The sequence below is a fragment of the Streptomyces sp. NPDC054786 genome (assembly GCF_053611685.1).
In genome coordinates this window covers 53,723-73,060 of sequence record NZ_JBSHAW010000029.1, presented here as the reverse complement: position 1 = coordinate 73,060, position 19,338 = coordinate 53,723, and the positions used below count along the sequence as shown (strand labels likewise).

Sequence of the window (19,338 nt, the reverse complement as noted above, 5' to 3'; positions counted from 1 at the left end):
TGTCGCCGGGTTTCGTGAACGGTATCACAAACTATTTGATGAGGTCTTTACCTGGTTCGTGTGGACCCTGTCACACCTGAGCGTGAACGTGCGCGTTGGTGCACTGACAGCCAGCGTTATGTCTGGTATGGGGTCAACCGACCCGATTCCTGTCGCACGTTCGGGCGATCCAGTCCCCGGATCAGTGGTGACTTCCCGCCCTGCGGTGTTCCACGAAGCGTGAGCGGTCGCCGATGGCGGTGGCCCCGTTGATGCCCGACGGGAGCGGTTCGCGCTCCTCCTCCGGCTCGACGGCGTCCTCGCCGTCCCGCTCCGCGGCCGACGCCGTCGCGTGGGCGACCCGGCGGTAGCGCGGCGGCACCATCCACTCCGCCCAGCGCGGCGTACGCGGTGTGAAGCGCGGCAGCAAAAGCAGCAACAGCCCGACCGCGCTCAGCAAAACGATCCCCAGCACGATCCACATGCTGGCGTTGTTCACCGAGTACGCGACCGCGCCGAACGCGATCAGGGCCGACCAGAAATACATGATCAGCACGGCCCGGCTGTGCGAGTGCCCGATCTCCAGCAGTCGGTGGTGCAGATGCCCGCGGTCGGCCGCGAACGGCGACTGGCCCTTCCACGTACGCCGCACGATCGCCAGGACCAGGTCGGCGACCGGCACCGCGATCACCGTCAGGGGCAGCAGCAGCGGGATGTAGACCGGCACCATCGCGTGAGTCGCCTCACGCAGACCGCCCGCCTTCACATTGAGCAGGTCCGGGTCGACCTGGCCGGTCACCGAGACCGCGCCCGCGGCCATGACCAGGCCGATCAGCATCGAGCCCGAGTCGCCCATGAAGATCCGCGCCGGGTGCATGTTGTGCGGCAGGAAGCCCAGGCACATGCCCATCAGAACGACCGAGAACAGCGTTGCCGGCGCGGCCGCCTCGATGCCGTAGCCGAACCACATCCGGTACGCGTACATGAAGAACGCCGCGGCGGCGATGCACACCATGCCGGAGGCGAGACCGTCCAGGCCGTCGACGAAGTTCACCGCGTTGATGGTGATCACGACGAGGGCGACGGTCAGCAGGGTGCCCTGCATCGGGGTCAGCGAGACCGTGCCGACGCCGGGGATCGGGATCCAGAGGATCGTCAGGCCCTGAAGGACCATCACACCCGCGGCGATCATCTGGCCGCCGAGCTTGACCAGTGCGTCCACGCCCCACTTGTCGTCCAGGACGCCGAGGATCCAGATCAGGGCGGCGCCGGAGAGCAGCGCCTTGGGCTCGTTGGAGTTCTCGAAGACGCTCTTGAGGTTGGTCAGGTGCGAGGCGACCAGCAGACCGGCGCACAGCCCGCCGAACATCGCGATACCGCCGAGCCGCGGTGTCGGCTCGCGGTGCACATCACGTGCGCGGATCTCCGGCATCGCACCGGCCGCGATCGCGAACTTCCGCACCGGCCCGGTCAGCAGGTAGGTCACCGCGGCCGTGACGCACAGCGTCAGCAGGTATTCACGCACGGGCTGCCCCATTGGTATAGCTGGCCATCACAGCCCCACACCCTATGCGTGTCAGCCCCCTGGCCGTGAATACAGGAGAAGACGCCTCGCGTCGTCGAACGGTTCCCGCCGTCACCCGTGATCGGGATAAGGCGGAAAGTCATGGACCAAAGCGACGGTCCTGGAGCGGGCCGTACCGTCCTCCTCCAGTGCCGCCACGATCAGCTCGGCGACCGTCTTCATCTCGTCCTCGCCCATGCCCTGCGTCGTCACCGCCGCGGTGCCCAGCCGGATGCCGGTCCGGCGGGCCGCCAGGTCGTCAGGGGTCTCGGCGCACGGCAGCGCGCAGGTGTCCAGCACGATGCCGGCGGCGGCCAGCCGGCCCCGGGCGGTGCGCGCGTCCAGGCCGAGAGGGGCGGTATCCGCGGCGATCAGATGGGTGTCGGTGCCGCCCGTGGTGATCGTCAGGCCGTGTCCGGCCAGCGCCCCGGCGAGCGCGCGGGCATTGGCGGTGACCTGATGGGCGTATGCGCCGAAGGCGGGCGTGGCGGCCTCCCCGAAGGCGACGGCCTTGGCGGCGACCGCGTTCATCTGGGCACCGCCCTGGGTGAAGGGGAACACCGCGCGGTCGATCCGCTCGGCCAGCTTCTCGCCGCACAGGAGCAGCCCGCCGCGCGGCCCGCGCAGCACCTTGTGTGTCGTTCCGCACACCACATGCGCGTACGGAACGGGGCTGGGCGCCGCTCCGCCGGCGATCAGCCCGAGCGGGTGCGCGACATCCGCGATCAGATAGGCGCCGGTCTCGTCGGCGATGTCGCGGAAGGCGGCGTAGTCGATGTGCCGGGGGTAGGAGATCGAGCCGCAGACGATGGCCTTGGGCCGGCGGGCGCGGGCCAGCTCGCGGATCGCGTCGTAGTCCAGCAGCCCGGTCTCCTCGTCGACGCCGTAACCGGCGAAGTCGAACCAGCGGCCGGAGAAGTTGGCGGGCGAGCCGTGGGTGAGGTGCCCGCCGTGCGGGAGGGACATGGCCAGGACGGTGTCACCGGGGCGCAGCAGGGCGGCGTAGGCGGCCAGCACGGCCGAAGAGCCGGAGTGTGCCTGGACGTTGGCGTGCTCGGCGCCGAAAAGGGCCTTGGCGCGCTCCACCGCGATCCGCTCGGCGAGGTCGACGATCTCGCAGCCGCCGTGGTGCCGGGCACCCGGATAGCCCTCGGCGTATTTGTTGCCCAGCGGGGAGCCGAGGGCGGCGAGGACGGCCGGTGAGGTGAAGTTCTCGGCGGCGATCAGCTGCAGCCCGTCGCTCTGCCGGGCGCTCTCACCGAGCAGTACGCCGGCGATCTCGGGGTCCTGGCCCAGCAGGGCGGCGAAGTCCGGGGCGCCGGCCGGCCGGGTGACTGCGTCCCGGGCGGCGGCCCGTGCGCGGTCCTCGATGGTCTCGGCCGGACCGGCGCCCGGTGCGGGCTCGGTGGCCCGGGCAGGGCCGGCCGGGGTCTCGTTACGGGGTGACGCGGTGGTCGCAGGCATCGCTGGCTCCGGGCCTCGTACGGGGGCGTAGTCCCAATGTAGGCGCGGCGGGGCGTTCGGGCGCGGTGTGCGGGCCGACAGGGTCCACACCCGTGCACAGGGCCCTGGGGCGGCCTGTCTCCCCGGTCTGCGGGAGGACAGGCCTCAGGCCCGCGCGGGGAGCCCTGTGAGGGCGGTGACGACCGGGTCGAGCGCCTGGTTGATCTCGTCGCCGATGGAGCGGAAGAAGGTGATGGGAGCCCCGTAGGGGTCGTAGACCTCGTCGGACTCCGGGTTGGGCGCCAGCAGCCAGCCGCGCAGCGCAGCGGCGGCGCCGACCAGCGCGCGGGCGCGCTCGACCAGCCCGCCGTCCGGCAGGTCGGGGTCGGGCTCGGGCAGCGTGGCCGGGTCTATGGCCCGTACCAGCCGGTTGAACTCCTTGAGCGTGAAGGTGCGCAGCCCCGCGGAGTGCCCCATCGAGATGACCTGGGCGCGGTGGTCGCGGGTGGCGGTGAGCACCAGGTCGGCGCGGATGACGTGCTCGTCGAGCAGCTCACGCCCGATGAACCCGCCCGGGTCGGCGCCGTAGTCGGCGAGCACCGTCGCGGCGTGGGTCTCCATCGGGGCGCCTTCGTGGCCCCAGGTGCCGGCGCTCTCCACGAGCAGCCCGCCGCTGCGCGCGTCACCCAGCCGCAGTTCCAGGGCACGGCGGTGCAGCCGCTCGGTGATCGGCGAGCGGCAGACGTTGCCGGTGCTGACGTGGAGGATCCGAAAAGGGGGTGAGGGGGGTACAGGGGGGTGGGTGCCGTCGCCTGGTCCCGCTATGCCACGCCCCAGGGGCGCCATCAATTGGCCACCTCGAGCTCGGGTACCACCTTGCGCAGCTCCTCCGCACTGAGCGCGCCCTCGCGCAGCAGCACCGGGATCTTGCCGGTGACATCGACGATCGAGGAGGGCACGGCGGCGGGGGTCGGACCGCCGTCGAGGTAGACGGAGACCGAGTCGCCCAGCATTTCCTGTGCGGCGTCACAGTCCTGCGGGGACGGGTGGCCGGTGAGGTTGGCGCTGGAGACGGCCATCGGGCCGAACTCGGTGAGCAGCTCGATCGCGACGGGGTGCAGCGGCATCCGTACGGCGACCGTGCCGCGGGTTTCGCCCAGGTCCCAGGTCAGCGACGGCTGGTGCTTGGCGACGAGGGTGAGCGCACCGGGCCAGAAGGCGTCGACCAGCTCCCAGGCCTGCTCGGAGAAGTCGGTGACCAGGCCGTGCAGGGTGTTGGGGGACCCGACGAGGACCGGGGAGGGCATACCGCGGCCGCGGCCCTTGGCCTCCAGCAGATCGCCGACGGCCTCGGCGCTGAAGGCGTCCGCGCCGATGCCGTAGACGGTGTCGGTCGGCAGCACGACCAGCTCACCGCGGCGGACGGCCGAGGCGGCCTCGCGCAGACCGGTGGTGCGGTCGGTCGCGTCGCTGCAGTCGTATCGCCGTGCCATTACGGGACCTCCTCGTGCGAAACGAATACTTCGGATGCATCGGCTGCATCAGGCGCCGAAGCGGAACGCGTCATGGCGTCGCCCGGCGCGCGGTGGCGAAACGGGGCCTGTTGTTGAGGTCCGGGTGGTCGGCCGCATCGGCCCAGCCCCGCTCCTCGGTGAAGATCCACGGCACCTGCCCGCCCTGGGTGTCGGCATGCTCGATGACGACCACGCCGCCGGGGCGCAGCAGGCGGTGTGCGGTCCGCTCGATACCCCGGATGGTGTCCAGGCCGTCCTGGCCCGAGAACAGCGCGAGCTCGGGGTCGTGGTCGCGGGCCTCGGGTGCGACGTACTCCCACTCGGTCAGCGGGATGTACGGCGGGTTGGAGACGACCAGGTCGACCTGCCCGTCCAGTTCGGGAAGCGCGGTCAGCGCATCGCCGTGATGGAGAACGACGCGGGACCCCTCGACGTTCTTGCGGGCGTAGTCCAGGGCCTGTTCGGACAGCTCCACGGCGTGCACCCGCGAGCGGGGCACCTCCTGCGCCAGGGCGAGCGCGATCGCCCCCGAGCCGGTGCACAGGTCGACGATCAGCGGCTCGACCACGTCCATGGCCCGTACGGCGTCTATTGCCCAGCCGACCACCGACTCGGTCTCCGGGCGGGGCACGAACACCCCCGGACCGACGGCGAGTTCGAGGTAGCGGAAGAACGCCCGGCCGGTGATGTGCTGGAGCGGCTCTCGCGCCTCGCGGCGGGCGACGGCCTCCCAGTAGCGGGCGTCGAAGTCCGCGTCCTTGACGTGGTGCAGCTCACCCCGTTTGACGGCGTGCACGAACGCGGCGAGTTCCTCGGCGTCGAAGCGCGGCGAGGGCACACCGGCGTCGGCCAGCCGCTGGGTGGCCTGGGCCACCTCGGCGAGCAGAAGGTTCACGGGGCCTTCCTCCTAGTGCGCTGCGTCTCCATTGTGCGGGACCGCCGTCGAGCGGCCGGGGACTCCCGTGGGATGTCCCCCCGGGGGTGCGGTCTCCGGCCGGTGCGTGCCGGGTCGGGCGGGCTTACTGGGCGGCGGCGAGCTTGGCGGCCGAGTCGGCGTCGACACACGCCTGGATGACCGGGTCGAGTTCGCCGTCGAGCACCTGGTCCAAGTTGTACGCCTTGAAGCCGACCCGGTGGTCCGAGATGCGGTTTTCCGGGAAGTTGTACGTACGGATGCGCTCGGAGCGGTCAACCGTGCGGACCTGGCTGCGCCGGGCGTCCGACGCCTCCCGCTCGGCCTCTTCCTGGGCGGCGGCCAGCAGCCGGGAGCGCAGGATGCGCATCGCCTGCTCCTTGTTCTGGAGCTGGCTCTTCTCGTTCTGGCAGGAGACGACGATGCCGGTGGGCAGGTGCGTGATGCGCACCGCGGAGTCGGTGGTGTTGACCGACTGGCCGCCGGGCCCGGAGGAGCGGTAGACGTCGATCCGCAGGTCATTGGGGCCGATCTCGACCTCGACCTCCTCGGCCTCGGGCGTGACCAGCACGCCGGCGGCGGAGGTGTGGATCCGGCCCTGCGATTCGGTGGCGGGCACGCGCTGGACGCGGTGCACTCCGCCCTCGTACTTCAGCCGCGCCCAGACGCCCTGTCCCGGCTCGGTGGCGCCGCCCCCGCCCTTGGTCTTCACGGCGACCTGGACGTCCTTGTAGCCGCCGAGGTCGGACTCGTTGGCCTCCAGGATCTCGGTCTTCCAGCCGGCCCGCTCGGCGTAGCGCAGGTACATCCGCAGCAGATCGCCGGCGAACAGCGCGGACTCCTCGCCGCCCTCGCCGGCCTTGACCTCGAGGATGACGTCCTTGTCGTCGCTGGGGTCACGCGGCACGAGCAGCAGCCGCAGCTTCTCGGTCAGCTCCTCGCGCCGGGCGTCGAGCTCCTTGACCTCATCGGCGAAGTCCGGGTCTTCCGCGGCGAGTTCGCGCGCGGTTTCCATGTCCTCGCCGGTCTGCTTCCAGTTGCGGTACGTCGCGATGATCGGGGTCAGCTCCGCGTAGCGCTTGTTGAGCCGCATGGCCTCGCGCTGGTCGGCGTGGACCGCGGGGTCGGCCAGCCGCTTCTCAAGATCGGCGTGCTCGCCGATCAGTTCCTCGACCGCCTCGAACATCGTGGGTTCCTCTACTGGCTGCTGTGGTGACCCGGGTACCGGGGCGTGGCACATCTGCGGCTGCGCCGCGGGGCCCCGGCCCCCGTACGGGAAGCCAGGGGCCAGGACGACAAAACGCCGGTCCGGTCACCCCTGGGCAGGGGCGACCGGAGACCGGCGCCTTGCGGGTCGCTACTTCTTGGCGGCTGCAGCGCCCTTGCCGAAGCGGGCCTCGAAGCGGGCCACGCGGCCGCCCGTGTCCATGATCTTCTGCTTGCCCGTGTAGAACGGGTGGCACTCGGAGCAGATGTCCGCGCGGATGGTGCCGCCGGCGACCGTGCTACGGGTGGTGAAGGACGCGCCACAGGTGCAGCTGACCTGGGTCTCGACGTACTCCGGGTGGATGTCGCGCTTCAAGGGATTCTCCTAGGTTCGGGAGTGCACCGGGTCGTGCTGCGGATTGCGTCACGTGAACCGGGGCCGACGGTCCAGTCTGCCAGGACTAGCCGTATCTCCCAAAACCGGGGTACCGCCGCAACTATTCCCCGGCCGGTTCCGGGGCCGCCGGGCCCCGGAACCCCACCTACCGGTTGCTTCAGGTACTTACCGGCCGGCTACTTCACGTACTTGTCCGTGCCGCCCTGGTCACCGGCCGAGCCCTTGATCGCGGACTTGGGGATGTCCTTGTCGTGCCGCAGCGCGTCCCAGACCTGCCCGCTCTTCTTCATCAGCGGCACCACGCGGTCCGGGTTGGCGGGGTCGTACGTCACCGGCAGCGTCACCATGTCGATGTTCTCCGACCCGATGTTGCCCAGGCTCTTGGCCAGGCCGGTCAGTTCGCCGACCGAGTTCAGATCGGTGTCGGTGGTGATGGCCTTGGTGGCCGTATCGGCGATGTCGTAGAGCTTGGTGGGGTTGGTGAGCACCCCGACGTTCTTGACCTGGTTCATCAGGGCCTTGATGAACGTCTGCTGCAGCTGGATGCGGCCCAGGTCGCTGCCGTCGCCGCCGGGCACGCCGTGCCGGGTCCGGACGAGGCCGAGCGACTGCTCGCCGTTGAGGTTGTGCTTGCCGGGCTGCAGATGCAGATGGCTGTGGTTGTCCTCGATCGCCTTGCTGGTGGTGACGTCCACCCCGCCCAGCGCGTCGATGAGCTTCTTGAAGCCGGTGAAGTCGACCTCGAGGAAGTGGTCCATCCGGATTCCGCTGATCGACTCGACGGTCTTGACCGAGCAGGCCGGCCCGCCGACCTCGAAGGCCGTGTTGAACATCGCCCGCTGCGCGCCGGGGACGTCCTTGCCGTCCTTGGTGCAGTCGGGGCGCTTGATCATGGTGTCGCGGGGGACGCTGACCACGCTGGCCTTCTTACGGCCCTTGTACACGTGCACGATCATCGCCGTGTCGGAACGCGCGCCGCCCTCGTCCTTGCCGTACTCACCGTTCTTGCCGGCGCGGGAGTCGGATCCCATCACCAGGATGTCCATCGAGCCGTCGTCGACGTTCTTCGGCCGGTCGTGTCCGAGGGCGGCGTTGATGTCGACGCCCTTCAGATTGCCGTTGAGCTTGAAGTAGACGTAACCGAGTCCTGCCCCACCCAGCAGTACGACGCTGGTCAGCGTGCACAGGGTGATGGTCAGTGCCCGGCGGCGTCGGGTCGGGCCCTTGCGCCGGCGGCCCGTGGCACGTATGCCGCGGGCACGGCTTTCGGCCGTCTTCGCGGTCCCGTTGCTGTCCGCCATCTGCTCCTCAGTCCTCGTTCGCTCGGCTGCCCCTCGCCGCCGCCGTGCTGTGTGCTGACACGGCTCGTCGCTCCTTGTCAGACGGGAGGTCGACGGGAAGGGTTGCACAGCGAGTCATGAGCGATTTCTTAGAAATCAGCGGCGGCCCGTCCTGGCGGTGCAGGACCTTCGTCCTTCCCACCTGGGCTTTCGACCCTTTTCCCGGCATGGCTGGAACCATGCGGCTTGCGTGGATCTGTGCGGAACGTCTCAAGCTCGGCGTGTGTACCGCACACCGAACCGCGGCGTGTGTACCGCACACCGAACACGGTCCGGATCGCAGACGCCGTACGCCGCCCGCGCCGCACGCGGGCATCCAACGCACAGCCCCCCTCACCCACAGGGGTGAGGGGGGCTGTGCGGTACGGCGCCAGGGCGCGCCCTACGGGCGTCAGTCGTTGCCGTTGCCCGCGGTCGGCGTCGTCTTCTGGATCTGCAGCAGGAACTCCGCGTTGGACTTCGTCTGCTTCATCTTGTCCAGCAGCAGCTCGATGGCCTGCTGCTGGTCCAGGGCGTGCAGCACCCGGCGCAGCTTCCACACGACGGCGAGCTCGTCGCTGCCCATGAGGATCTCTTCCTTACGGGTGCTGGACGCGTCCACGTCCACCGCCGGGAAGATGCGCTTGTCCGAGAGCTTGCGGTCGAGCTTGAGCTCCAGGTTGCCGGTGCCCTTGAACTCCTCGAAGATCACCTCGTCCATCCGCGAGCCGGTCTCGACCAGCGCGGTGGCCAGGATGGTCAGCGAACCGCCGTCCTCGATGTTGCGCGCGGCACCGAAGAAGCGCTTCGGCGGGTAGAGCGCGGTCGAGTCGACACCACCGGACAGGATGCGGCCGGAGGCCGGGGCGGCGAGGTTGTACGCACGTCCCAGACGGGTGATGGAGTCCAGCAGGACGACCACGTCGTGACCCAGCTCGACGAGGCGCTTGGCGCGCTCGATGGCCAGCTCGGCGACGGTGGTGTGGTCCTCGGCCGGGCGGTCGAAGGTCGAGGAGATGACCTCGCCCTTGACCGACCGCTGCATGTCGGTGACCTCTTCAGGACGCTCGTCGACGAGGACGACCATCAGGTGGCACTCGGGGTTGTTGCGGGTGATCGAGTTGGCGACCGCCTGCATGATCATGGTCTTGCCGGTCTTCGGCGGGGCCACGATCAGGCCACGCTGGCCCTTGCCGATCGGCGTGACCAGGTCGATGATCCGGGTCGTCAGACCGCCCGACTCACCCTCCAGGCGCAGTCGCTCCTGCGGGTAAAGGGGCGTCAGCTTCCCGAACTCGGCCCGTCCGCGGCCCTGTTCGGGCGCCACGCTGTTGACGGTGTCGAGCCGCACCAGCGCGTTGAACTTCTCGCGCCGCTCGCCGTCCTTGGGCTGGCGGACCGCGCCGGTGACGTGGTCACCCTTGCGCAGGCCGTTCTTCCGCACCTGGGCGAGCGAGACGTACACGTCGTTCGGGCCGGGCAGGTAGCCGGAGGTCCGGATGAACGCGTAGTTGTCGAGGATGTCGAGGATGCCCGCGACCGGGATCAGGACGTCGTCCTCGGACACCTGCGGCTCGTTGCCGAAGTCCTCACGGCCCCCGCGACGGCCACGGCGGTCGCGGTAGCGGCCGCGACGGCCCCGGCGGCCGCCCTCGAAGTCGTCGTCGTCATCGGTACGGCGGTCCCGCTGACGCTGGCCGCCCTGGCCGCCCTGACCGCCCTGGCCGCCGTCACCGGCGTCGCCCTTGCGGCGGTCACCGCGGTCACGGTCGCGCTGGCGCTGGCCGCGCTCCCCACGGTCGCCGCGGTCGCCCTTCTGGCCGCGGTCCTGGCGGTCGCCGCGGTCCTGACGCTCGCCGCTCTTGCTCGGCCGGCCCTCGCCGGTCTCCTGCGGGGAGGTCGCGGTGTCGGTCTTGGCATCCGCCTTGACCTCGGTCTTCGCCTCGACCCTGGTCTCGGTCTTGAGGTCGCCCGAGGCGCCCTCGGGGCTGCCCGCGGCGGCGGTGGCACGGCGCCGGCGGCGCTCGCCGGCCGGCTGCTCGTCGCTGACCGGCTGGCCGGGGATGTCGATCTGCTGCTGGCTTCCGGACTTGTCCGCGGCCTTGTCGCCCTTGTCGGACTTGGCGGCCTTGCCGGCCTGCTCGGCGCCGTCCTCGCCGGTACGGGCCTTGGAGGTCGAACGGCGCTTGGGCTTGGTCTCGGTGTCGGCGGGCGCATCGGCCTTGGCGGCGGAGCCCGAGCCTCCGGCCTGCTTCTCCTTGATGACCTCGATCAGCTGGCTCTTGCGCATCCGCGCGGTGCCCTTGATACCGAGGCCGGAGGCGACCTGCTGCAGCTCTGCCAGGACCATGCCGTCAAGGCCGGTGCCGGAACGGCGGCGCCGCGTGGTAGCAGGAGCGGCGGGAGCGTCCGTGGCGGGCACGGTGGCACTGCCATCGGTGCGCGCGCCCATCAGATCGGTGGTGTCGCTCACGAAGGGTCCTTCCCTGGAGCGGGCGTCGGCCTGTCTGGCTCGGCGACCGGTTGTGCTGTCCGGCTGGGTCCTTGGTCTCAATGGACTGGGCCGGGGCGGTGGTCCCGCCGGAAGTGGCGGAGAGAATCAGTTCATGGCTCCGGCGTGAAGAGATGCAGACTGGCCATGCCGTCACGCCGATTCCGGAGCGTGCTCACTTCTGCTCAGGCCATTGCTCCAAGCAGTTTGGGAGGCTCCCGGAAGAAAGTGGTCCCTATGGGGGACACGAAGCACCGCGCCACTCAGGCGTCGAGTACTGACTTGAGGTTAACACTACCGGGTCCAACAAACATTCCCCCTCTCCAAGACCGGCAATCGTCGATCACCCGCGTGATCACCCGGCGAGCGGCAGGACACAGGTGCCTGCCGCATCGAGGGCCAGCCGGTTGGCCGCCCACCCCTCTCCCGCCAGTGCCGCGACCTTCTCGGCCGCCGCATCCTCGACCAGTGCGAGCACCGTCGGGCCCGCACCGGACACGACTGCAGGGACGCCGTCCGCGCGCAGTCGGTTCACCAGGGCCACGCTGTCCGGCATCGCGGGAGCGCGGTACTCCTGGTGGAGTCGGTCCTCGGTCGCGGCGAGCAGCAGCTCGGGGCGCCTGGTCAGGGCCTCGACGAGCAGTGCGGCGCGGCCGGCGTTGGCCGCGGCGTCCACATGGGGGACGGTGCGCGGCAGCAGTCCACGGGCGGTCTCGGTCAGCACCGGTTTTCCGGGCACGAAGACCACCGGAACGATGGAATCGGCGGGATCCATCCGGATCGCGCGGGCGGTACCGGTGTCCATCCAGGCGAGCGTGAAACCGCCCAGCAGACAGGCGGCGACGTTGTCGGGGTGGCCCTCGATCTCGTTGGCCAGCTCCAGCAGCGCGGTGTCGTCGAGTTTTTGCTCACCGCCTATCGTCACCGCGCGGGCGGCGACGATGCCGGCGCAGATGGCGGCGGAGGAGGATCCCAGGCCGCGGCCGTGCGGAATGCGGTTGGCGCAGACGATTTCCAGGCCGCGCGGCTGTCCGCCGAGCAGCTCGAAGGCGGTGCGCATCGACCGTACGAGCAGATGACTCTCGTCGCGCGGCAGGGAGTCGGCACCCTCACCTGCGATGTCGATGTGCAGGCCGGAGTCGGCGACGCGCACCACGACATCGTCGTACAGGCCCAGGGAAAGACCCAGGGCATCGAAGCCGGGACCGAGATTGGCGCTGGTAGCGGGGGTGCGCACCCGGACGGCGGCGGCGCGGAACGCGGGACCGGCCATCGCTCGATGACTCTCCTTGATTGATACTGCGGTACTGCCCCACAAAGCGCCAAGGCACCGAAGTGCCCGGCCGGCTCGTGGGGTCTGTTCTGACCTGCCCTGAACGCCACTGCGTTATGCCGTGGGGAGGGGAGTTGGTGCCAGCCTATCGAAGGAAGGTTCTGTCGCGACATAGGGCGCACAGGAGGCGCACGATGCGTGTCGCGCGCCTTCCTGTGCCCCGACGCTGTCTTCCCTGGGCTTTGCAGCCTTTGCACACTTTGCTGTGCAAGCGGTGACGGGACGTCCGCCGCCCCGTCACCGGGTGCCGTACGCGCAGGTCCGCCCGTACGGCCGCACCCCCGCGCGGGGGTGCGGGGCGGCCTAGGCGAGACCGAGGCGCTCGGCCGCGGCGTCCGGGTCGATCGGGACCGTGACCGGCTGCGGCGCTCCGGCCACCGCCCAGTCCGGGTCCTTGAGACCGTTGCCGGTCACCGTGCAGACGATGCGCTGGCCGGGGTCGACCTTGCCCTCCTCGGCGGCCTTGAGCAGACCGGCGACGGACGCGGCCGAGGCGGGCTCCACGAAGACGCCCTCCTGCGCGGCCAACAGGCGGTAGGCGGCGAGGATTTGACGGTCGGTCACGGAGTCGATGGAGCCGCCGGACTCGTCCCGCGCCTGCTCCGCGAACGACCACGAGGCGGGGTTGCCGATGCGGATGGCGGTGGCGATGGTGTGCGGGTCCTTGACGACCTCACCGCGCACGATCGGCGCGCTGCCGGAGGCCTGGAAACCCCACATGCGGGGGGTGTGCGAGGCGATGCCGTCGGCCGCGTACTCCTTGTAGCCCCGCCAGTACGCCGTGATGTTTCCGGCGTTGCCGACGGGCAGCACATGGATGTCGGGCGCATCGCGGAGCATGTCGACGATTTCGAAGGCCGCGGTCTTCTGGCCCTCGATGCGCACCGGGTTGACGGAGTTCACAAGTGCGACCGGGTACTTGTCGGAGAGGCTCCGGGCGAGCGTCAGACAGTCGTCGAAATTTCCGTCGACCTGGAGAATCTTCGCGCCGTGGACCAGCGCCTGGCCCATCTTGCCGAGCGCAATCTTGCCCTGCGGGACGAGCACGGCGCAGACCATGCCGGCCCGGACCGCGTAGGCGGCGGCCGAGGCGGAGGTGTTGCCGGTGGAGGCGCAGATGACCGCCTTGGCACCCTCCTCCTTGGCGCGGGTGATGGCCATCGTCATGCCCCGGTCCTTGAAGGAGCCGGTGGGGTTGGCGCCCTCGACCTTGAGGTGCACCTCGCACCCGGTGCGCTCGGAGAGCACCTGGGCGGGTACGAGAGGGGTGCCGCCCTCCCGGAGGGTGACGACCTCGGTCGTGTCGCTGACCGGAAGCCGGTCGCGGTACTCCTCGATGATTCCGCGCCACTGGCTGCTTGCCGTGGTCACAGTGGAATTGGCAGACATGGGTTCCTTTACTCCCCTTCGACCCGCATGATGCTGGCGACACCACGGACGGTGTCGAGCTCGCGCAGTGCCCCGACGGTCGACGACAGGGCCGCGTCCGCCGCTCGGTGGGTGACGATGACGAGGGATGCCTCGCCGTCCTTGCCCTGCTGGCGGACCGTATCGATCGATACGCCGTGTTCCGCGAAGATCGTGGCGACCTGCGCGAGAACGCCGGGCTTGTCGGCCACGTCGAGGCTGATGTGGTACCGCGTGACGACCGCGCCCATGGGGCTGACGGGCAGCCGTGTGTAGGCGGACTCACCCGGGCCGGTGGCTCCGGCGAGCTTGTTGCGGCAGACCGCGACGAGGTCGCCGAGGACCGCGGAGGCGGTCGGCGCGCCGCCGGCGCCCGGCCCGTAGAACATCAGCTGGCCGGCCGCGTCGGCCTCGACGAAGACCGCATTGTACGCCTCGCGGACGGAGGCGAGCGGATGCGTCAGCGGAATCATCGCGGGATGCACCCGCGCGGTCACGGACGCACCGTCCGCGGCCCGCTCGCAGATGGCCAGCAGCTTGACCGTGCACCCCATCCGCTGGGCGGAGGCGATATCGGCCGCGGTGACCTCCGTGAGGCCCTCGCGGTGCACATCGTCGATGGTCACGCGGGTGTGGAAGGCGATACCGGCCAGGATGGCGGCCTTGGCGGCGGCGTCGAAGCCCTCGACATCGGCGGTCGGGTCGGCCTCGGCGTAGCCGAGCGCGGTCGCCTCGTCCAGCGCCTCGCTGTAGCCGGCCCCGGTCGAGTCCATCTTGTCGAGGATGAAGTTGGTGGTGCCGTTGACGATGCCGAGCACCCGGTTGACCTTGTCGCCGGCCAGGGACTCGCGCAGCGGCCGTACCAGCGGGATCGCGCCCGCGACGGCGGCCTCGTAATACAGATCCGCGCCATTGGTCTCGGCCGCCGCGTGCAGCGCCGCGCCGTCCGCCGCGACCAGTGCCTTGTTGGCGGAGACCACACTCGCGCCGTGTTCGAAAGCGGTGGTGATCAGGCTGCGGGCCGGCTCGATACCGCCGATGACCTCGATCACGACATCAATGTCGCCCCGTTTGACGAGCGCGGTCGCATCGGTGGTGACCAGCTCGGCCGGGACGCCCTCGCGCACCTTGTCGGGGCGGCGGACGGCGATCCCGGCGATCTCCACGGGCGCACCGATGCGGGCGGCGAGGTCGTCGGCGTGCGTCGTCATGATGCGCGTCACCTCTGAGCCGACAACACCACAGCCCAGGAGCGCCACCTTCAGCGGACGCGTACGCATCATTCGACCTCTGCTTCTCATCGATCAGCGAATTCCAGCTTGCTAATGCACCAGTCTCACGCACCGGACGGCAGTTTCCGCCCATCGTCCAGATGCCGAGACATTTATTTCATCCGGGGCCGGGGCCCGGCGATCCGGCCCTACCCGACATCCAACCGCAGGAGATCTTCCTCCGTCTCCCGCCGGACGATCACCCTGGCTTCACCGTTCTTTACGGCTACGACGGGCGGCCGCAGCGAGTGGTTGTAGTTGCTCGCCATGGAACGGCAGTACGCACCGGTGGCCGGCACCGCGAGCAGATCTCCCGGCGCGACATCGGCCGGCAGAAAGGCGTCGCGCACGACGATGTCCCCGCTCTCGCAATGCTTGCCCACCACGCGCGAGAGCATCGGCGCGGCGTCGGAGGTGCGGGACACCAGCGCCACGCTGTACTCCGCGTCGTAGAGCGCCGTGCGGATGTTGTCGGACATCCCCCCGTCCACGGACACATACGTCCGCAGGCCTTCCAGCTCCTTTACCGTGCCGACCTCGTACAGCGTGAAGGCCGTGGGCCCCACGATCGCCCGTCCCGGCTCGACCGACAGCCGCGGCACGCCCAGCCCCGCCGCCGCACACTCCTTGCGCACGATGTCGCCCAGCGCCTTCGCGATCTCGTGCGGCTCCCGCGGATCGTCGTCCGAGGTGTACGCGATGCCGAGCCCGCCGCCCAGATCGATCTCCGGCAGCTCGATGCCGTGCTCATCCCGCACTTCGGTCAGCAACTGCACCACGCGGCGCGCGGACACCTCAAAGCCCGCCATATCGAAAATCTGCGACCCGATATGGCTGTGAATTCCGATGAGTTCCAGCCCGTCCAGCTTCAGCGCGCGACGTACGGCCTCCGCGGCCTGTCCGTCCGCCAGCGCAATGCCGAACTTCTGGTCCTCGTGCGCCGTCGCGATGAACTCATGCGTATGCGCCTCGACACCGACCGTGACCCGGATCTGCACCCGCTGCCGCTTGCCCAGCCGCTCCGCGATATGCGCGACCCGCACGATTTCCTGGAACGAGTCGAGCACGATCCGCCCGACCCCCGCCTCCACGGCCCGGGTGATTTCCTCGGTGCTCTTGTTGTTCCCATGCAGGGCGATCCGCTCGGCCGGCATTCCCGCCGCCAGCGCCGTGGCCAGCTCGCCCCCGGAACAAACGTCGAGATTCAGCCCCTCTTCGTTCAGCCATCGCACAATGGCCCGGGACAAAAACGCCTTTCCGGCGTAGAACACATCGGCTCCCGGGCCGAAGGCGTCCTTCCATGCCCGGCAGCGGGCCCGGAAGTCCTCCTCGTCCAGGAAGTACGCCGGCGTACCGAACTCCGCGGCGAGCGCGGTGACGTCCAGCCCACCGACGGTGACCACGCCGTCGGCATTGCGCGAGACCGTATGGGACCAGACCCGCGGGTCGAGGGTATTGAGATCGGCGGGCGGCCCGGCGTAGTGCCCCTCGGGCAACACGTCAGCATGCCGGGGCCCTGCAGGGTGCGCGGAGCGACTCATGACTGTGGAGATCCCCTCAAAATCGTTCAGAGGTGTTCGGGAGCGGAGATGCCGAGCAGACGCAGGCCGTTGGCGAGCACCGTCCCACTGGCCTCGGCAAGGGCCAGCCGGGCACGATGCACGGCCAAGGGTTTCTGGTCCCCGACGGGCAACGGCGGAAAGACGTCATGCCACCGGAAGAACGCATCCGCCGTCGCTTCCAGATGCCGCACCACCCGGTCCGGCGCCCGCAGCCGCGCGGCGACTTCGATGACGGAGGGGTAGGTGGCGAGGGAGGTCTGCAGAGCCTGGAGGCTCGGGAAGGACGGAGCGGCGGGTGCGGAGGGCAGCGGCGCGGACGGAGCGGCAGGCGAGGACCCGTCATCCGCCGGCGGAAACCCCACATCCCCCGGCTCGCTCACAAACCCCAGCTCACCCGCGTTCCGCACCAGCGCCCGCACCCTCGCGTACGCATACTGCACCCGGAACCGCGGATTGCTCTCCCGCTGCACGGGCCGCTCGGGCACCCGCACCGGATCATGCGCGGCCGGCCGCAACAACACCCAGCGCGCGTCGTCGGGCCCGAGGCGGGCGGTGAGAGTGGCGAGGTCGTACGGAGCGGGCGCGAGCACGGGGTGACCGTCGACCTGGCAGTCGGAGCGCCCGGCCGCCGCGTCGATCCGCGCCAGCACCTCGGCGACCACAGCAGCACGGGCGCCGGCAGCCGTGGAACCGGCCAAAGGACGGAAGGCACCAGGGCCCTGCCCCGCACTCGGCCCCCCGTAGCCGTCCCCCCGCGCCAGCACCTCCCGTACGAGCGCGATGAGCGCCCCGTCCCCCAAGGTGAAGTTCAAAAACCCCGGTCCGGCGATCTCGACCCGGGCGATTCCCGCGCTCCCGACCAGCCGGTTCCGCAGAATCTCGGCGACCTCCCGGGCCGGCCGACCCGCCGGACCCGCGAGCTGCAGCGCGACATTGGAGGCGTAGTCCCCACACCCCGGCCGCGGCGGCGGCTCGACAACGATCCGCGCCGGCACAGGCACGGAGAGCTCCTGCTCCTCCACTGCACCACGCACGGAGCGCAGGACGGTACGGGAGAGCTCAGCGGGGGTCACAGGACAAGCGTATGGGAGACCGGGGGTAGGCATGCGACCCGGTTTCGCCCTGTGGACAGTCCGCACACCCCGGACACTCCGCACGAGGATCCAGGACAGCTGCGGCGCCCGTCCTGCCAAGGCGTCGAGATACGGACCCCGGCTCACCCCACCGGCAGAGCGCCGGGAACCCACGAGCCTCGCCCATCCCCCGGCCCACACCCCTGGCTCAGGGCCGCTGCCGCCGCCCCGCTCCCCTACTCCCCGCTACTCCCCGCCCGCATCCACCATGCCGACCCCACCGGACGTCGCGACCCCACCGGACGCAGCACCACGCTCGGCCGCACCCCCGCCCCCGTCGCTCTCCCCGTCCTCTTCCTCAGCCCCACCCTCGGGCCCACGCTCCCGCTGGCGCCTCTCGCGCACCAGCTTCCCCACGGTTCGTACCAGCTCCGTCGGCTCGAACGGCTTCGCAAGAAACGCGTCCACCCCCACCGACTCGCCGTTGTCCACCTCGCCCTGCGTACACGCACTGACGATGGCGATCGGGATGTCCCATGTCCGCGGATCGGAACGCAACCGCGCCGCGGTGTGCAGACCGTTGAGCCGCGGCATCACGACATCAAGGGTCACGACATCAGGTCTCACGTGGTGCACAACATCCAGACATTCGGCACCATCAGCCGCGGTCACGACCTCGAAGCCCTCCAGCTCGAGATTGACCCTGATCAACTGCCGGATCACCTTGTTATCGTCGACAACAAGGATCCGACCGGACAAGCCAGGCACACCATGAGACTAGGACTCCCCCTGTGACTGCGTCCCGGTTTTCCCCACTTCCGCCCCCGTGTGAGGGACCTTTCCCCGACCCCCACCGCGGCGCCCCTCGCATGCGCTACGGCCCAGGCCACCTCGGCGCCAACCCCTCCCCCGCCTCCCACGAAACCTGTTCATGAACACCCCATCAGAGCTGGTAGGGTTCTACCCGTCGCCACGAGAACACAGTCGGCAACGCCCCCGTAGCTCAGGGGATAGAGCAACGGCCTCCGGAGCCGTGTGCGCAGGTTCGAATCCTGCCGGGGGCACTTCGCAGGAAGTGCCTGAAAGACCCTCTGTACAGTGAAAACTGGGAGAGGGTCTTTTCGCGTTCGCCCTCTGGTTCTGCTGCTTCTGCGTTCACGGCTCCAGGTGCGGGGTCGGCCGGGATTTCCTCCTGGCCCTGGCGGTCAGCTCGACGGCCACCCACCCGGCGTCCCGAACCGCGCCCGCCACGCTCCGTATCGCGGTCTCCGACTGTCGTGGCGAGCGGCTTCGCGCGTCGGCGCCCGTGTCTCGGCCGACGGACGAGCGCGGACACGGTCTGCTGATCGTCGAGACCCTCGCCGTCCGTTGGGCACCGAACCACGGCCGTCGTCCGGGAAGACGGTATGGGCCGGGATTGCCCTCGGAGGCGGACCGACGGGCTGGCCCGTGCTCCGGTCGCCCGCACGTAGGCAGGCACGGGCCGAGAGCAGGAGTTCTGTGTCATACGTACGTAGGCGGGATCGCCGGTCTGCCACTTCAGCGGGGTGGTGGCGCGGAGGTAGACAGGCAGGGCCTCGGCGGGAGTTGCTCGCGTACGGCGTCGGCCAGGCAGACCCATTGAGCGGGACCGGGCCACAACTGCGCCACCTTCTCGGCCGGTTCCTCGGCCCGGGTGAGTGTGCACGTGTGTCCCCTCCCGAGGTGGTACCGCCGGCCGTCATGGTCTCGTGCCTACGTGCTGCGGTCAGGGGGAGGTGAGATGACGGTTGCTGCGCCCGCGACTGGAGGGTGTACGTCCGCACGGCAGTGTCGGGACACGGAAGGCGTCGCAGGTGTCTTGTCGTGCGGCCCTTGGGGGCCGCC

15 protein-coding genes and 1 tRNA gene are annotated in these 19,338 nt (G+C 70.0%); 1 reads left to right on the top strand and 15 read right to left on the bottom strand.

Annotated elements, in window-relative coordinates:
• Positions 1 to 181: 181 nt before the first annotated feature.
• The 15 genes from ACWGI6_RS24300 to ACWGI6_RS24230 all read right to left on the bottom strand — a co-directional run bounded on the left by ACWGI6_RS24300 (position 182) and on the right by ACWGI6_RS24230 (position 18,231).
• Positions 182 to 1,516 (bottom strand): MraY family glycosyltransferase, encoded by a 1,335-nt coding sequence (locus tag ACWGI6_RS24300; protein WP_453269469.1) that lies wholly within the window; start codon positions 1,514 to 1,516, stop codon positions 182 to 184.
• A gap of 99 nt (positions 1,517 to 1,615) precedes the next feature.
• Positions 1,616 to 3,007, bottom strand: coding sequence for a serine hydroxymethyltransferase (locus tag ACWGI6_RS24295; RefSeq protein WP_453269468.1), 1,392 nt, complete (start codon positions 3,005 to 3,007; stop codon positions 1,616 to 1,618).
• Between the two features lie 144 nt (positions 3,008 to 3,151).
• Complete coding sequence (locus ACWGI6_RS24290) at positions 3,152 to 3,835, bottom strand: arsenate reductase/protein-tyrosine-phosphatase family protein (RefSeq protein ID WP_453269467.1); 684 nt, start codon at positions 3,833 to 3,835, stop codon at positions 3,152 to 3,154.
• The gene (locus tag ACWGI6_RS24285; protein ID WP_088800044.1) at positions 3,832 to 4,479 is read right to left on the bottom strand and encodes an L-threonylcarbamoyladenylate synthase; all 648 of its coding nucleotides are present in this window, start codon (positions 4,477 to 4,479) and stop codon (positions 3,832 to 3,834) included. The genes ACWGI6_RS24290 and ACWGI6_RS24285 overlap by 4 nt, the downstream gene beginning before the upstream one ends.
• A gap of 70 nt (positions 4,480 to 4,549) precedes the next feature.
• Positions 4,550 to 5,395 (bottom strand): peptide chain release factor N(5)-glutamine methyltransferase, encoded by an 846-nt coding sequence (prmC, locus tag ACWGI6_RS24280; RefSeq protein ID WP_189098961.1) that lies wholly within the window; start codon positions 5,393 to 5,395, stop codon positions 4,550 to 4,552.
• Positions 5,396 to 5,519: 124 nt separating this feature from the next.
• Positions 5,520 to 6,599, bottom strand: a complete 1,080-nt coding sequence (gene prfA / locus ACWGI6_RS24275; RefSeq protein WP_393908668.1) for a peptide chain release factor 1 — start codon at positions 6,597 to 6,599, stop codon at positions 5,520 to 5,522.
• Positions 6,600 to 6,770: 171 nt separating this feature from the next.
• The gene (rpmE, locus tag ACWGI6_RS24270; RefSeq protein WP_086716401.1) at positions 6,771 to 6,995 is read right to left on the bottom strand and encodes a 50S ribosomal protein L31; all 225 of its coding nucleotides are present in this window, start codon (positions 6,993 to 6,995) and stop codon (positions 6,771 to 6,773) included.
• 197 nt (positions 6,996 to 7,192) lie between these two features.
• Positions 7,193 to 8,317: an LCP family protein gene (locus ACWGI6_RS24265; RefSeq protein ID WP_453269466.1), complete on the bottom strand. Its 1,125-nt coding sequence runs from the start codon at positions 8,315 to 8,317 to the stop codon at positions 7,193 to 7,195.
• A gap of 430 nt (positions 8,318 to 8,747) precedes the next feature.
• The gene (rho, locus tag ACWGI6_RS24260) at positions 8,748 to 10,808 is read right to left on the bottom strand and encodes a transcription termination factor Rho (RefSeq protein WP_453269465.1); all 2,061 of its coding nucleotides are present in this window, start codon (positions 10,806 to 10,808) and stop codon (positions 8,748 to 8,750) included.
• 373 nt (positions 10,809 to 11,181) lie between these two features.
• On the bottom strand, positions 11,182 to 12,099 hold the full coding sequence (gene thrB / locus ACWGI6_RS24255; RefSeq protein WP_453269464.1) for a homoserine kinase: 918 nt from the start codon (positions 12,097 to 12,099) through the stop codon (positions 11,182 to 11,184).
• A 363-nt stretch (positions 12,100 to 12,462) separates the two neighbouring features.
• A complete protein-coding gene (gene thrC, locus ACWGI6_RS24250; protein WP_453269463.1) occupies positions 12,463 to 13,548 on the bottom strand; it encodes a threonine synthase in 1,086 nt (361 codons plus the stop codon).
• A gap of 8 nt (positions 13,549 to 13,556) precedes the next feature.
• Positions 13,557 to 14,849 carry a homoserine dehydrogenase gene (locus ACWGI6_RS24245; protein ID WP_453269462.1) on the bottom strand — a complete coding sequence of 431 codons (1,293 nt, stop codon included), beginning with the start codon at positions 14,847 to 14,849 and terminating at the stop codon, positions 13,557 to 13,559.
• A 137-nt stretch (positions 14,850 to 14,986) separates the two neighbouring features.
• The gene (lysA, locus tag ACWGI6_RS24240) at positions 14,987 to 16,378 is read right to left on the bottom strand and encodes a diaminopimelate decarboxylase (RefSeq protein WP_453269461.1); all 1,392 of its coding nucleotides are present in this window, start codon (positions 16,376 to 16,378) and stop codon (positions 14,987 to 14,989) included.
• Between the two features lie 26 nt (positions 16,379 to 16,404).
• Complete coding sequence (gene nrtL, locus ACWGI6_RS24235; protein ID WP_453269460.1) at positions 16,405 to 17,472, bottom strand: ArgS-related anticodon-binding protein NrtL; 1,068 nt, start codon at positions 17,470 to 17,472, stop codon at positions 16,405 to 16,407.
• Between the two features lie 246 nt (positions 17,473 to 17,718).
• On the bottom strand, positions 17,719 to 18,231 hold the full coding sequence (locus ACWGI6_RS24230; protein ID WP_453269459.1) for a response regulator: 513 nt from the start codon (positions 18,229 to 18,231) through the stop codon (positions 17,719 to 17,721).
• A 233-nt stretch (positions 18,232 to 18,464) separates the two neighbouring features.
• Between ACWGI6_RS24230 and ACWGI6_RS24225 the strand changes: the two genes are divergently transcribed.
• Positions 18,465 to 18,536: transfer RNA gene (locus ACWGI6_RS24225), tRNA-Arg, on the top strand.
• The last annotated feature ends 802 nt before the right edge of the window (positions 18,537 to 19,338 follow it).